This window comes from Streptomyces sp. JLYT201, from assembly GCF_059448825.1.
Genome location: NZ_CM182551.1, coordinates 9,998,918 through 10,013,402, shown reverse-complemented (window position 1 = coordinate 10,013,402; position 14,485 = coordinate 9,998,918). Strand labels below are relative to the sequence as shown.

At 71.9% G+C, this 14,485-nt stretch carries 8 protein-coding genes and 1 pseudogene; all 9 read left to right on the top strand.

Features of this window, described 5'->3' with window-relative positions; genetic code table 11:
* Nucleotides 1-38 precede the first annotated feature (38 nt).
* Nucleotides 39-1,355: a nucleotide sugar dehydrogenase gene (locus tag AC5WAM_RS42085; protein WP_495521001.1), complete on the top strand. Its 1,317-nt coding sequence runs from the start codon at nucleotides 39-41 to the stop codon at nucleotides 1,353-1,355.
* Nucleotides 1,345-2,612, top strand: a pseudogene (locus AC5WAM_RS42080) (glycosyltransferase family 4 protein). Before AC5WAM_RS42085 ends, AC5WAM_RS42080 begins: the two are co-directional and overlap by 11 nt.
* The gene (locus tag AC5WAM_RS42075; RefSeq protein ID WP_495521000.1) at nucleotides 2,609-3,973 is read left to right on the top strand and encodes a Wzz/FepE/Etk N-terminal domain-containing protein; all 1,365 of its coding nucleotides are present in this window, start codon (nucleotides 2,609-2,611) and stop codon (nucleotides 3,971-3,973) included. The pseudogene AC5WAM_RS42080 and the gene AC5WAM_RS42075 overlap by 4 nt, the downstream one beginning before the upstream one ends.
* Nucleotides 3,970-5,538 (top strand): Wzz/FepE/Etk N-terminal domain-containing protein, encoded by a 1,569-nt coding sequence (locus AC5WAM_RS42070; protein ID WP_495520999.1) that lies wholly within the window; start codon nucleotides 3,970-3,972, stop codon nucleotides 5,536-5,538. The genes AC5WAM_RS42075 and AC5WAM_RS42070 overlap by 4 nt, the downstream gene beginning before the upstream one ends.
* 3 nt (nucleotides 5,539-5,541) lie before the next feature.
* Complete coding sequence (asnB, locus tag AC5WAM_RS42065) at nucleotides 5,542-7,476, top strand: asparagine synthase (glutamine-hydrolyzing) (protein ID WP_366795181.1); 1,935 nt, start codon at nucleotides 5,542-5,544, stop codon at nucleotides 7,474-7,476.
* Nucleotides 7,477-7,495: 19 nt separating this feature from the next.
* Nucleotides 7,496-9,670, top strand: coding sequence for a bi-domain-containing oxidoreductase (locus AC5WAM_RS42060; protein WP_495520998.1), 2,175 nt, complete (start codon nucleotides 7,496-7,498; stop codon nucleotides 9,668-9,670).
* Nucleotides 9,667-11,622: a heparinase II/III family protein gene (locus tag AC5WAM_RS42055; protein WP_495520997.1), complete on the top strand. Its 1,956-nt coding sequence runs from the start codon at nucleotides 9,667-9,669 to the stop codon at nucleotides 11,620-11,622. Before AC5WAM_RS42060 ends, AC5WAM_RS42055 begins: the two co-directional genes overlap by 4 nt.
* 7 nt (nucleotides 11,623-11,629) lie before the next feature.
* Nucleotides 11,630-13,162, top strand: coding sequence for a right-handed parallel beta-helix repeat-containing protein (locus tag AC5WAM_RS42050; RefSeq protein WP_495520996.1), 1,533 nt, complete (start codon nucleotides 11,630-11,632; stop codon nucleotides 13,160-13,162).
* A 1-nt stretch (nucleotide 13,163) separates the two neighbouring features.
* Nucleotides 13,164-14,477 (top strand): O-antigen ligase family protein, encoded by a 1,314-nt coding sequence (locus tag AC5WAM_RS42045; RefSeq protein WP_495520995.1) that lies wholly within the window; start codon nucleotides 13,164-13,166, stop codon nucleotides 14,475-14,477.
* Nucleotides 14,478-14,485 lie beyond the last annotated feature (8 nt).

The following is a 14,485-nucleotide window of genomic DNA, read 5'->3' as shown; positions in this document are numbered from 1 at the left end:
GCAGGCCGGAAGGGCGTGCCTGGGGGGAGGAACGGGTTATGAGAGTCAGCGTCCTGGGGCTCGGTTACGTGGGCTGCGTGTCGGCCGCGTGCTTGGCCAGCATGGGGCACGAGGTCATCGGCGTCGACGTGAACCAGGTGAAGGTCGACCTGGTCAACGACGGCAAGGCCCCGGTGATCGAGGAGCGGATCGGCGAGCTCACCGCCGAGGTCGTGCGGTCCGGAGCCTTAAGGGCCACGCGCGACGTCCGTGCAGCGATCATGGGAAGCGAGGTGTCGCTGGTCTGCGTGGGTACGCCCTCGGAGCCCAACGGCAGCCTGTGCACGACGTACTTGGAGCGCGTCACCGAGCAGATCGGGGCCGCGCTCGCCGAGCGGGGCGGGCGGCACACGGTCGTGTTCCGCAGCACCATGCTCCCGGGCACCTGCCTGAACCTGCTGGTGCCGATCCTGGAGAAGTACGTGGGCGGCACGGCCGGGGTGGACTTCGGGGTCTCGGTCAACCCGGAGTTCCTGCGCGAGGGCACGAGCGTGCGGGACTTCTTCGACCCGCCGAAGACCGTCATCGGCGAGCTCGACCCGGCGAGCGGCGACGCGGTGGCCGCGCTGTACGAGGGCCTGCCCGGCGAGGTGTTCCGGGTGCCGGTGCCGACGGCCGAGGCGATCAAGTACGCGGACAACGCGTTCCACGGCCTGAAGATCGGCTTCGCGAACGAGCTGGGCGCGGTGTGCCAGGCGCTCGGGGTGGACTCGCACCAGGTGATGGACGTGTTCCTGGCCGACCGCAAGCTGAACATCAGCTCCGCCTATCTGCGGCCCGGCTTCGCCTTCGGCGGCTCCTGCCTGCCCAAGGACCTGCGGAGTCTGGTGTACGCGGCGCAGCGGGCCGACGTCTCGGTGCCGATCCTGTCCCATGTGCTGCCCTCCAACGCCGACCATCTGCAGCGCGCGGTGGAGCTGGTCGAGCGCACCGGCAAGCGGCGAGTGGGCCTGTTCGGCCTCTCCTTCAAGCCCGGTACCGACGACCTCCGCGAGAGTCCGCTGGTGGAGCTGGCGGAGCGGCTCTTCGGCAAGGGGTACGAGCTCAAGATCTACGACGCCAATGTGAGCCTCTCCCGGCTGATCGGGGCGAACCGCGAGTACATCGAGACCCGCCTTCCGCACCTCGCGCAGCTGCTCGCCGACTCCGTCGACGAGGTGCTCGAACACGCCGACGTATGTCTGGTCGGGACCAAGGATCCGGCGGTGCTCTCGGCGCTGCCCCATGGTGACGGACCGGTGATCGTCGATCTCATCCGCCTTCCGGACGCCGAGGAGCGCCGGGCCGAAACGGGGTACTTGGGTCTTGCTTGGTAATACGACCAGTGGCGGCGCGCCTGCCCGGCGCGCGCTGATCCTGGTGGAGAACCTGTCGGTGCCGTTCGACCGGCGGGTGTGGCAAGAATGCACGACGCTGCGCGACGCGGGTTGGGAAGTGCACGTCATCTGTCCCCGGGGGACCAAGCGGGACACGGAACTGGAAGCGGAGATCGACGGGGTGCGGATCCACCGGTACCCGTTGCGTGCGGCCACCGGAGGACCGGCCGGCTATCTGCGGGAGTACGGCTCGGCGTTGTGGCACACGCTCCGGCTCGCCCGGAAGGTCGGCCCGGTCCACGTGGTCCACGCCTGCAATCCGCCCGATCTGCTGTTCCTGCCGGCGCTGTGGCTGAAGCGGCGCGGCGCGCGGTTCGTCTTCGACCAGCACGACCTGGTGCCCGAGCTGTACCTCTCGCGGTTCGGCCGCGGCAAGGACCTGCTCTACCGCGCCGTGTGTGCGCTGGAGCGGCGGACCTACCGGGCCGCGGACATCGTGCTCGCGACGAACGAGAGCTACCGGGACGTCGCGGTGCGCCGTGGCGGACGGCGGCCCGAGGACGTCTTCGTGGTGCGCAGCGCCCCCGCGACCGACCGGTTCCAACCGGTGGCGCCGGAGCCGGAGTTGAAGCGCGGCAAGCCTCATCTGCTGTGCTACCTGGGCGTCATGGGGCCGCAGGACGGCGTCGACTACGCCTTGCGGGCCCTGGCAAAGCTGCGCGACGAGGTCGGGCGGAGCGACTGGCACGCGGTGTTCGTCGGAGCGGGCGACGCCTTCGACGCGATGGTGGCGCTGTCCCGGCAGCTGGGCCTGTCCGAGCAGGTGCAGTTCACCGGGCGCATCCCGGACGCCGACCTGGTGCGCTACCTGTCCACGGCGGACGTCTGCCTCTCCCCCGACCCGCGCAATCCGCTCAACGACGTGTCGACCATGAACAAGGTCCTGGAGTACATGGCGATGGGCCGGCCGATCGTCTCGTTCGACCTGAAGGAGGCGAGAGTCTCCGCCGGTGACGCCGCCGTCTACGCGCCCGCCAACGACGAGGCCGCGTTCGCCGGGCTCGTCGCGCTGCTGCTCGACGACCCCGAGCGGCGGACCCGCATGGGCGAGATCGGCAAGGAGCGGATCAGCGGGGAGCTCTCCTGGCGGAACTCCCAGCGCTCGCTGCTCGCCGCCTACACAGCTGCCTGCCGTGACCATGCTCCGGTGCCGGCGGGTGACGCCCGGTCCGGACACGGAAGAGGCCGCACCGTTGAGCGATGACACCATACGCCTGGTCACGATCGGGCGGATCCTCCGCCGTCGCCGGCGGCTCCTGGCCATCCTCACGGTGGTGGGCGCGCTCGTCGGCTTCGGCACCTCTCTGCTGTTCCCGCCGCGCTATACGACGTCGACGTCGGTGCTGCTGCCCGGGCAGTGGGAGGAACGCGAGCTGCTGACCCAGGCGGAGATCGCCACCAGTTCGGCGGTGGTCGACCGTACGGCCGCCGCGCTGCGCTGGGACGGCGTCAGCGGCAGCGACCTGCGGGGCCACGTGAGCGCCAAGGCCGCGGACGGGAACATCATCAAGGTCTCCGGTACGGCCGAGACTCCCGAGCGCGCGCAGCAGCTCTCCGACCGGTTGGCCCATCAGTTCGTCTCCTTCGCCGCGCGGATCGCGGGCGACGGCTCCGACTCCGGGGCCGCCACCGGGCCCGAGGCCCTGCGGAAGAAGGTGGCGGAGACCAACCGCCGCATCACCGAACTGGCCAATGCGGCGGATCCGGGGCAGACCGTGGAGAGCGTGCAGGTCCGCACCGAGCTGGAGAAGTTGCGTACGGCGCTGGCGGAGGCCATGAAGAAGCTCGACGAGGCCGACCCGGCGACCAGCAAGGCGGGCATGGTCGTCATGGGCCCCGCGGCCCGGCCTTCCGGTGAGGCGCCGCCGACGAGGACGCAGCTCACCGTGGCCGGGGCACTGCTGGCCTTCGTGTTCTCGGTCATCGGCCATCTCACCGCGGCCCGGGTGAACCGTCGGCTGCGTACCGAGCCGGAGATCGCCGCGGCGCTCGGCTCGGTGCTCCTCGGCACCGTCGACGTACCGGGAGAGCGGTCCGCGAACCGGCCCAAGGGCCGTGGTCCGCGCGCCTGGGTCCGCTGGTTCCTCGGCGTCGACACCCGGTGGGACCTGCCGACCCCGCAGTCGTCCGGCGACGAGGCCAGCAGACAGGTCCGCTACCGGCGGGTGTGTGCCCGCCTGCGGGATCTGGTGCCGGCCCCGCGGCGGCTGCTGGTCCTCGTACCGGAGGGCGACGAGATCGCCCGCCGGGCCGCCGGGCAGCTCGTGACCGAGGCCAAGAGCGATCCGCTGCGGGTGGTGGAGGTTCCGATGCCCCGGCCGATGGTGCCGGACCGCGACATCGAGACCGGTGCCCTGGTCGTGCTCAGCGCGGGCACCTGGACCGCGGGGGACCTCGCGGCCGTCGCCGAGGCGAGTGCGGACGCGGGGCACGAGCTCGTCGGCATCGTCGTGGCCGGCCCGGTCCGGGCCCGTCACAAGGAGAAGGCCAGCCGTTCCGCGCGGCGCGCCACGCCTGCCATCGCGGTGGGCGACGACGCGGGGGGAGGTGCGGTGTGAGGGGCAGGACGACGGAGTCGCCGACGGCCGCTCCACTCCTCGATCTGCAGACGCTGGTGGTGGCGGTGCGCAGACGGCGCCGCCTCTGGTCCTCGCTCGCGGTCCTCGGGCTGCTGGCCGGCGCGGCGTTGGCGGTGCTGCGGCCCCCGCCGCCGAGCGCGATGACCAAGGTCCTGGTCGCGCACAAGGAGGACCAGCCGAACGACACCGGAACGCTGATCCGCACCGATGTGGAGCTCCTGGGGACCACGCGGATCGCCGCCAAGGCGCTGCAGGCCCTCAAGTCCCCGGACAAGCCGGAAGACTTCATGCGGGACTACCGGGGCACCGGCCTGACCAACAACCTGCTGCGGATCGATGTGACGGCCGCCAGCGAGGCGGACGCGGTGGCCCGGGCCAAGGCGCTGGCGAACGCGTTCGTCGCGGACCACGTGCGGCGGATGCGGGAGGCCGCGAAGGCCGAGGCCGAGGCCCTGCTGGAGCAGCGTGACCGGATGCGGAAGGAACTCGCCGAGGTCAACAAGGTGATCGGCGGCCGGTCTCCGCAGAGCGGGGAGAAGGCGCCGGCGAACATGGAGTCGCTCTTCGCCCGCCGGGCCGAGCTGAGTTCGCGGATCGCCGACTTCGGCCAGCGCGCCGAGGAGGCACGCGTCGGCACGCCCCGGCTCATCTCCGGCACGCAGATCGTGGACGACCCGCGCGCGGTGGCGCACTCGCTGCCCAAGGCCGCGGGCATGAACGCCGTGATCGGGGCGGTCCTCGGGCTCGTCCTCGGGCTCTCGGTGGCCGCGGTCGGCACGGTGGTGGCGGACCGCCCCGTGCTGCGCCGGGAGATCGCGGCGAACCTGGGCTCCTCGGTCATCGCGGAGCTGCGCCGCGCGCGTCGCAGACCGGCCTGGCTGTGGCAGCGCCGACGGACCCGTACGGCACACGAACGGCTCACCACGACGCTGGTCCGTACCGTGCGCAACTCCACGGAGCCGGTGTCGCTGCTCGAACTGGGCTGTGCGCGCAGCACGAGCGTGCTCGCCCTGAACGTGGCCAGAGCCCTGGCGGCGGACGGTCCTGTGGTCGTGATCGACGGTCTGCCGGGGCCGCAGCTCGCCAACAGCCGCAAGGAGCCGGGAGACCCGGACGTGGTCAGTGGCGAGCGGGCCGCAACGGTGTCGCACGAGGTGCGCAGGATCGGCGTCGGCTCGGTGGCGCCGGGCACGGCGTGGACCGATCTGCAGTACCTCGGCGGTCAGACCGTGCTCGTCGTGCGGGCCGGGCACGGCAGTGCCGCATGGCTGCACACCGTGGCGCGGCAACTCGCCGACCAGTGCATTCCCGTGATCGGTGTGGTGCTGATCGACCCCGATCCGCGGGACAGGACCGACGGCACGCTGTGGGACGGGCCGCACACCGCGCTGCGGGGCCCTCTTGAGCGGCGGGCCCGGCAGAACGGAACGGGTCAGCCGCGCACGGAGCGGCCGCCCCGGCAGCACGGGACGGGCGGGCCGCGGCCGGAGAGACCGTCGAGGTCGGCCGCGCGGGTCCCGGACAGCGACCAGGAGGCGCGGTAGGACATGTGTGGTATCGCAGGCACGTATCGATGGCCGGACGGGAAGGTCGTGACCGACCGGCTCACCGATGTCCTCACCCATCGCGGTCCGGACGGGGCGGGCAGGTACAGCCATCCCGCCGGTGACGGCGAAGTGCACCTGGGGCACCGCCGCCTCGCCATCATCGACCTGTCGGAGACCGGCGCCCAGCCGATGGTCTCGGGCGGCCTCGCCCTGACGTACAACGGCGAGCTGTACAACGCGCCGGAGCTGCGGGCCGAGTTGGCGGCCGCCGGGGTGCGCTTCCGCGGCACCTCCGACACCGAGGTGGTGCTCGAGGCGTGGCGGCGCTGGGGCACGGACTGTCTGCCCCGCCTTCGCGGCATGTTCGCGTTCGGGATCTTCGACGAGCGCACGGGTGACCTGGTGCTCGCCCGTGACCAGCTCGGCATCAAGCCGCTGTTCCTGCTGCGGCGCGGCGAGGGGTTGGTGTTCGCCTCCGAGCTCAAGGCGCTCGCCACCGCCACGGGCGGGTCGCTGGAGGTGGACCACGGGGCGCTGGTGGCCTCGCTCCTCTACTACTGGGTGCCGGACTCGCGGTGCGCGTACCGCGAGGCGGAGAAGCTGCCGCCGGGGAGCTGGCTGCGGTGCCGGGCCGACGGCAGTGTGGAGCGCGGCCGGTACTGGCATCTGAAGGACGTCGCCGCCGAGGGCCGGGAGCGGGCCCTCAGCGGTGAACGGCCCGACCTGGCCGCCATCGTCGAGGAGTCGACGCGCCGGCACCTGCTCTCCGACGTGCCCGTGGCGACCTTCCTGTCCGGCGGGCTCGACTCCAGCTGGCTGACCGCGCTCGCGGCCCGGCACCAGCCCGGGATCTCGGCCTACACGATCGGGTTCCGCGCCGAGGACGCCAGGTTCGAGGCGATGCCGGACGACCTGCGCTACGCCCGGCAGGTGGCGCGGCGGTTCGGCGTCGACCTGCACGAGATCGAGATCGCTCCGAACGTGCTCGACCTGCTGCCGCAGATGACGTACCACCTGGACGAGCCGATCGGTGATCCCGCGGCGATCAACACGTTCCTGATCTGCTCGGCGGCCCGGGAGGCCGGGGTCAAGGTGATGCTCTCGGGGATGGGTGCCGACGAGCTGTTCGCCGGGTACCGCAAGCACCTGGCCAACCTCATCGCGGTGCGCTACCAGCGGGTCCCGCGGCCGCTGCGGCGCGGGCTGTCCAGGGCCGTGGACCGGCTGCCGGTCGCCTCGGCCCGCCGGGGGTACCGGTCGGTGCGGTTCGCGAAGCGGTTCCTGTCCTTCGCGGATCTGCCGGAGGAGACCGCGTTCCGGCGCAGCTACACCATGTACGACCAGGACGAGCTGCTCGCCCTGGTCGATCCGGACCTGGCGGGGACGGTCGACGACGTGTTGACCGAGCACGCGGACGTCTATGAGGACAACGACCTCGACGACTTCGTGAACCGCATGTGCCTGGGCGACGCGCGGATGTTCCTTCCGGGCCTGAACCTGACGTACACGGACCGCTCCAGCATGGCCGCGTCGACCGAGGTGCGGGTGCCGTACGTGGACGTCGAGGTGGTGAGGGCGGCGTTCGCCGTGCCCGGTGATCGCAAGATCGTCGGGCGGCAGGGCAAGGCCGTGCTCAAGGAGGCGGCCACCTCGATCCTGCCCCGGGAGATCGTCTACCGGCCCAAGGGCCTGTTCAGCGCCCCGCTGCGGGCCTGGATGAGCCGGGACCTGGCGCCGCTGGTGCGCGAGGTGGTGCACGACGGTGAGCTGGTCCGTTCCGGGCTGCTGCGCCGGGACGCGCTGGCGCGCATGGTCGCCGAGGACGCCGCCGGGCAGCGGGACTTCTCCAAGCATCTGTGGCATGTGCTGACCCTCGAGTACTGGTATCGCGACGCGACCTCTGGGTCCGGCCAGAGCACTCGGTTGACGGCTTAGGAATTTCAGAGGAGTTCGGGTGAAGCAAGTTGTACAGAACTACAAGAGCGGCGAGCTGGCGGTGCTCGACGTGCCGGTGCCGGGGTGCAAGCCGGGTGGTGTGCTCGTCCGCAGCGCCTACTCGCTGATCTCCACCGGGACCGAGCTGATGAAGGTGTCCGAGGCCGGCATGTCGATGCTCGGCAAGGCCCGTTCCCGCCCCGACCAGGTGGCCAAGGTCATGCAGAGCGTGGCCACCAACGGGGTGCCCGCCACCTATCGCAAGGTGATGGGCAAGCTGGACTCCTACACGCCGCTCGGCTACTCGCTGTGCGGGGTGGTCGAGCAGGTGGGCTCCGGGATCGACGACGTGAAGGTCGGCGACGTCGTGGCCTGCGCGGGCAACGAGCACGCGCTGCACGCCGAGCTGAACTGGGTGCCGAAGAACCTCTACGCCCCCGTGCCGGACGGTCTCGCGCCGCGGCACGCCGCCTTCGGCACCGTCGGGTCGATCGCGATGCAGGGCGTCCGCCGGGGCGAGCCGCAACTCGGCGACGTGGCCCTCGTCATCGGGCTCGGCCTGATCGGGCAGCTGGTGGTGCAGCTCCTCGCCGCCTCGGGGGTGCGCGTCGTCGGGGTCGACCCCGACCCGGCGCGCTGCGAGCTGGCCGCGCGTCTGGGCGCTGCGGCCTGCGGCGATCCCGGGGCCGCGGCCGTGGAGGCGGCCGTCGCCGAGCTCACGGACGGTCACGGCGTGGACCAGGTGTACCTGGCCGCGGGTGGCGGCAGCAATCAGCCCGTCGAGCTGGCCGCGCGGCTGTGCCGGGACCGCGGCCGGGTCGTCGACATCGGCAAGTGCCGTCTGGACCTGCCGTGGAACGCGTACTACGAGAAGGAGCTCGACGTCCGGTTCTCCCGCAGTTACGGCCCCGGGCGCTACGACCCGGAGTACGAGCTGGAGGGCCGTGACTATCCGATCGGCTATGTGCGCTGGACCGAGCGCCGCAATCTGGCGTGCTTCCTCGATCTCGTCGCGCGCGGCAGCGTCGACGTGGAGCCGCTGGTCTCCCACGTCGCCGACTTCGACGACGCCGTCGAGACGTACCAGCGGCTTAAGGACGGCGACCTGAAGGCCGTGGCCGTGCTGTTCCGGTACCCCGACGCGCATCCAGCCGAAGCGGAGGCACCGGCGGTGGCCGTGCCCGCGGTGAGCGTGCGCCAGGGCCCGGCCCGGGCGGCCGGTTCGCCGGTGAAGCTGGCGTTCGTCGGTGCGGGGAACTACGCGACGTCGATGCTGCTTCCGCACCTCGCGCAGCGCGAGGGGGTCGAGCTGTCGACCGTCGTCACCACGACGGCGCTGTCGGCGGCCAACGCGCGGCGGAAGTTCGGCTTTGCCGATGCGACGACCGATCTGGACGCCGTGCTCGGCGACAAGTCCATCGACGCGGTGTTCGTGGTCACCCGGCACAGCTCGCACGCCGAACTGACCCGCAAGGCGCTGCTGGCGGGCAAGGCGGTGTTCGTGGAGAAGCCCCTGGCCCTCACCGAGGACGAGCTGGCCGGGGTCCTCGCGGCGGTGGAGGAGTCCGGCAACGACCGGTTGCAGGTGGGCTTCAACCGCCGCTTCGCACCGCTGCTCCAGGAGGCCAAGGAGCAGTTCGGCGCCCGGACCGGTCCGGCGAGCCTGCGCTACCTGGTCAACGCGGGCCGGCTCCAGCACGGCAGCTGGTACCTCCAGCAGGGCACCGAGGGCTCGCGGTTCGCCGGTGAGGGCGGGCACTTCATCGACACGGCGAGCTGGCTGCTGGGGGCCGACCCGGTCTCGGTGTACTCCGTCGCCGCGTCGGGCAACGAGGACCTCCAGGTGGTGCTGCGCTACCCGGACGGGTCCACCGCCACCATCAGCTACGTCACCACCGGTTCGTCCGCCTTCCCCAAGGAGACGCTGGACCTGGTGGCCGACGGCAAGGTGCTGCAGCTCGACGACTTCGTCCGCGCCTCGGTCTACGGGCGCAAGAAGTGGGTCTCCTCGCGGCTGCCCAAGGCCCGGGACAAGGGCCAGAACGCCGAGCTGGCCGCGTTCGTCAAGGCCGTGCGGACCGGTGGGCCGATGCCGGTGCCGCTGGAGTCCCTCGTCGCCACCACGGCGGCCACCCTCGCCGTGCGGGCGGGACTGGCCGGTGGCGCCCCGGTGACGTTGGCGAGGGCGCGATGACGGTGAGCTCGGGGAGCGCGGGCTGGTACCTGCGGCGCCTCTCCCGGATGGGGCCGCGGGAGGTCGGCGGCCGGGCGGGCGACGCGGTGCGCAAGCGGCGGTGGCGCTCGGCGCGGCCGCACTGCCCGCGCGTGACCGGCGCCCGGTTCACCGCGGCACTGCCCGCGGGGACGCCGGACGCGGTGGCGCCGGACGCCGTGAAGCGTCTCGTCGACGAGGCGGACCGGCTGCTCGACGGACACGTCACGTACTTCGGGGTGGACCGCGACGACCTGGTCGACCCGGACTGGTGGTACGACCCGAAGACCGGGCGTCGGGCCCCGTGGGGCTATGCCTTCGACGTGCCCTACCGCGACGAGGAAGCGGCCGGGGACATCAAGCAGATCTGGGAGCTGTCCCGGCATCAGTACCTCACCGTGCTCGCCGCCGCCTACGCGGTGACCGGGGACGAGCGGTACGCCGAGCGCGTGGCCGCGCACCTGCGGTCGTGGTGGGCGGCCAACCCGCCGCTGCGCGGGGTGCACTGGGTGAGCGGCATCGAGCTGGGCATCCGGCTGCTCTCCTGGGTGTGGGTCCGCCGGCTGCTCGACGGCTGGGCGGGCGCGGCCGGTCTCTTCGAGGACAACCCGGCGGCGCTGAACCAGATCTGGCACCACCAGCGCTGGCTCGCCGCCTTTCCCAGCCGGGGCTCTTCGGCGAACAACCACGTCATCGCCGAGGCCGCCGGGCAGTTCGCCGCGGCCTGCGCCTTCGGCTGGTTCCCCTCCTCGGCGCGGTGGCGGGACGACGCGCTGCGGTCGCTGGAGCAGCAGCTGCGCGCCAACACCTTCCCCTCGGGCCTCAACCGCGAGCTGGCCACCGAATACCACGGACTCGTCCTGGAGCTGGGCCTGGCCGCGGTGGCCGAGGCGGACGCGGCCGACGTGCCGGTGCCCGCCTCGCTCCGCCTGGTGCTGCTGCGGATGACCGACGCGCTCGCGGCCGTCGTGGACAACCGGCTGCGGCCGCCGCGCCAGGGGGACGCGGACGACGGACACGGTCTGGTCGTGGACGGTACGGGCACCCACCGCTGGGGCTCGCTCCTGGCCACCGGGGAGGCCGTGTTCGGGCGGCTCGCCTGGTGGCCGGAGGTGACCGGCACCGATGTGCGCACCCCGCTGCTCGCCGCGCTCATCCGGCCGTACGCGAGCGGGACGACCGCACGCCCGGCGAGCCGTCCCGCCCACTTCGCCGACGCGGGCATGACCATCCTGCGCGGTGCGGACGAGATCTGGTGCCGCTGCGACGGTGGTCCGCACGGCTTCCTGTCGATCGCCGCGCACGCCCACGCCGACGCGCTGTCCGTGGAGGTCCGGCACGACGGGGTGGACGTGCTCGCCGACCCGGGGACGTTCTGCTACCACGGGCAGCCCGCGTGGCGGCAGTACTTCCGCTCGACCATCGGCCACAACACCCTGGAGCTCGACGGCGGCGACCAGTCCGTCTCGGGCGGCCCGTTCCTGTGGACCCGGCACGCCCGCACGCGCGTCCTGGCCGCGGAGACGTCCGACGAGGCCGTGGCGCGCTGGTCCGCCGAGCACGACGGGTACGAGGGCTCCGTGCATCGCCGCCGGGTGGAGCTGACGGCCGCGAGCCAGGAGCTCAAAGTGGTCGACGAGGTGCGCGGCCCGCGCCGGGCCGTGCGCCTGGCGTTCCACCTCGGTCCGGCGATCGCCGCCGACCTGGTGGGGAACTGGGCGCTGCTGACCTGGACGCGGGACGGCGAGGAGCGCTCCGCGGTGCTCGACCTGCCCGGTGAGCTGTCCTGGCGGGCGCACCGCGGTGAGAGCGAGCCGCCGCTCGGCTGGTACTCCGCGGGCTTCGGGCGCAAGGAGCCCGCCACCACGCTGATCGGCACCGGATTCACCGACGGCGCGGAGGGGTTCACCACCGTGCTCAGGTTCCGCGGCTAGGGGGCGCGTGGTGTTCAGGAGGCGGCACTGGGCGCTGGCGGCACCGCTGGCGCTGGCCCTGTTCGCGACGGCCGGCTGCGACGGCGACAGCGACGGCACGTCGGGCTCGCGGGCGAAGTCGTCCGCCGCGAAGCCGTCCGCGACCGTGGCCCGGGTGTGCGCCAGACCCGCGGCCGGCCCGGCGAAGGCGCCCGCGGGCGCGGTGACGGTCGACCCCGCGGTGGTCGGTGACCTGGCGGCGAAGACGAGGAGCAACCCGCCGCACACCACGTTCTGGCTGCGTCCGGGCAGGCACCGGCTCGAACGGGACCGCTACGCCCAGGTCATGGCCAAGGAGGGGAACCGCTACCTCGGCGCGCCGGGCGCGGTGCTCGACGGCCGGAAGGTCAACCAGTACGCGTTCAGCGGCAAGGCCCGCGACGTCACGATCCGCCATCTGACCGTGGAGCACTTCGTCGCGCCGAACAACGAGGGCGTGGTCAACCACGACATGGCCGACGGGTGGGTCATCGAGCACGCGAAGATCCAGTACAACTCGGGTGCCGGGCTGATGGCCGGTGCCCGCCAGCGGGTCCGCGCCAGCTGTCTGCGCGGCAACGGGCAGTACGGGATGAACGCGTACAAGACCGGTGACTCCATCAAGGGCCTGGTGGTCGAGGGCAACGAGGTCGTGGGCAACAACACCGACGACTGGGAGCGGCGGAAGCCGGGCTGCGGCTGCACCGGAGGCATCAAGTTCTGGGCCGTCGACGGCGCCGACATCCGCGGTAATTGGGTGCACGACAACCGCGGCGCCGGGTTGTGGGCGGACAACAACAACAATGACTTCCGCATCGAGAACAACGTCCTCGAAGCCAACGACGGTGCCGCGCTGATGTACGAGACCAGCTATAACGCGGTCATCCGGAACAACACGATCCGGCGGAACAACTGGGTCGAGGGCCGCAAGTACGCCCAGCGCGACGACGACTTCCCGTACGCGACGATCTACGTGTCGGAGGCCGGTGGCGAACCGCGGATCAAGGCCCGCACGAACAAGATCGAGATCTACCGGAACGTCCTGGAGAACAACTGGTCCGGGATCACCCTGTGGGAGAACGCCGACCGGTTCTGCAACAGCCCGGCCAACACCTCGACCGGCTACTGCACCTTGCTGGTGAAGAACATCAGCCGCTGCGCGCGGCCGGGGATCGCCACCGCGCCGCTGTACGCCGACTGCCGGTGGAAGACCCAGCGGGTGGACATCCACGACAACCGCTTCGTCCTGGACACCGCCGTCGTCAAGTGCACGGAGGAGTGCGGCCGCATGGCGGTCCTCGCCAACTACGGCACGTATCCGAAGTGGTCGCCGTACAAGGGCAAGCGGGTCGCCGACGCGATCACCCACAAGCAGCGCAACCGCTGGCACGACAACGTCTACCGCGGGCCGTGGAGCTTCGTCGCGGGCGACATGAGCCGGAAGCTGGAGACGGGGCAGTGGCAGAGCGCGCCGTACCAGCAGGACACCGGCAGCACCTTCGACGCCCAGGCCGGTGGTTGAGATGAGCGGGAACCTGATGCGCGGCGGGCCGCCGGGCGGGCCGGACACGACGGGGGCACGGCCCGACGTGGAACAGGGCCCTCAGACCACGCCGAAGGCGGTCGGGATCGTCTGGGCGCTGCTCGGTCTCAACACCCTCGGCTCCGCCGGGGCGAAGACCATCCTGCCGCTGCCCCGCTCCCTCATCCAGATGGCCACCATGGGCGCGCTGATCTCCGCCTTCGCGCTGGCGCTCGCGCTCAACCTGCGGCTGCGCATCCGGCCGAGCGCCTTCGTGTTCCTGCTGACCCTGCTCCTGGTGCCGAGCGTGATCTCCAGTGCGGATCTGGAGGGCGGGTTCGGCGCGCTGTTCCGCTGTTTCCGGTTCGCTCTCTTCGTCGGCACGCTGTGGCTGCTCAGCCGCTGGTGGGACGGGGGCATGACGTTCGTCCGCTATCACATCCGGATGTACTTCGCGGTGCTCGTCCTGGTGGCCGCGGGCCTGGTCGTCGCACCGGGCACGGCGAGGCCGGAGTACTACGGCGGGCGCCTCGTCGGCGCGTTGTGGCCGCTCACCCCGCCGCAGATCGGGCAGTACGCCGCGGTGATCATCGGGCTCACCGTGCTGCTCACCCTCGGCCGTCTGACGACCGGAGCCGGCGCGGCGATGATCATCGTGCCTTCGCTCGTCCTGCTCGCGTTGACCCACACCAGGACGGCCACGCTCGGCCTGATCGTCGGGTTGGTGCTCGCGATCGGCTCGCTCATCCTGACCAGTGCCGCCGCCCGCCGGTTCTTCGCCTGGACGGTGGTGTGCGCGACGGTGGCCACGGTGGCGTTGAGCTCCGCGCTGCAGGCGTGGTTCATGCGCGGGCAGAGCAAGGAGGGCCTCTCCAACCTCACCGGGCGGGCCAAGGTCTGGGACGCCCTGCTCGCCGCGCCCCGGTCGACCGGGGAGAAGGTGTTCGGCACGGGCCTGGGCGACAAGTCCTTCGGCGGGCTGCCGATCGACAACAGCTGGCTGGCCGTCTACCACGAGCAGGGCCTGATCGGCATCACCCTGGTGGCGGCGTTCATCGGCATCCTCGGCGGGGTCGCGCTGCTGCGGCCGCCGTCGCTGCCGAGGGCCTGTGCGATCTTCCTGATCAGTTACTGCGCGATGTCCTCGTACACCGAGGCCGGCCTCGGTGACGCCTCGCCGTATCTGCTGCATCTGGCCCTGGCCGCCTCGCTGTTGGTGCCGGGCGCCGCGGCCGCGCCCCTAGCGACGGCCGAGGTCCCCGGTCCGGCGGCCGAAGTCCCTCGACGACGCATCCCGCGATGGGCCCGGAGGTAAGGGTGAGC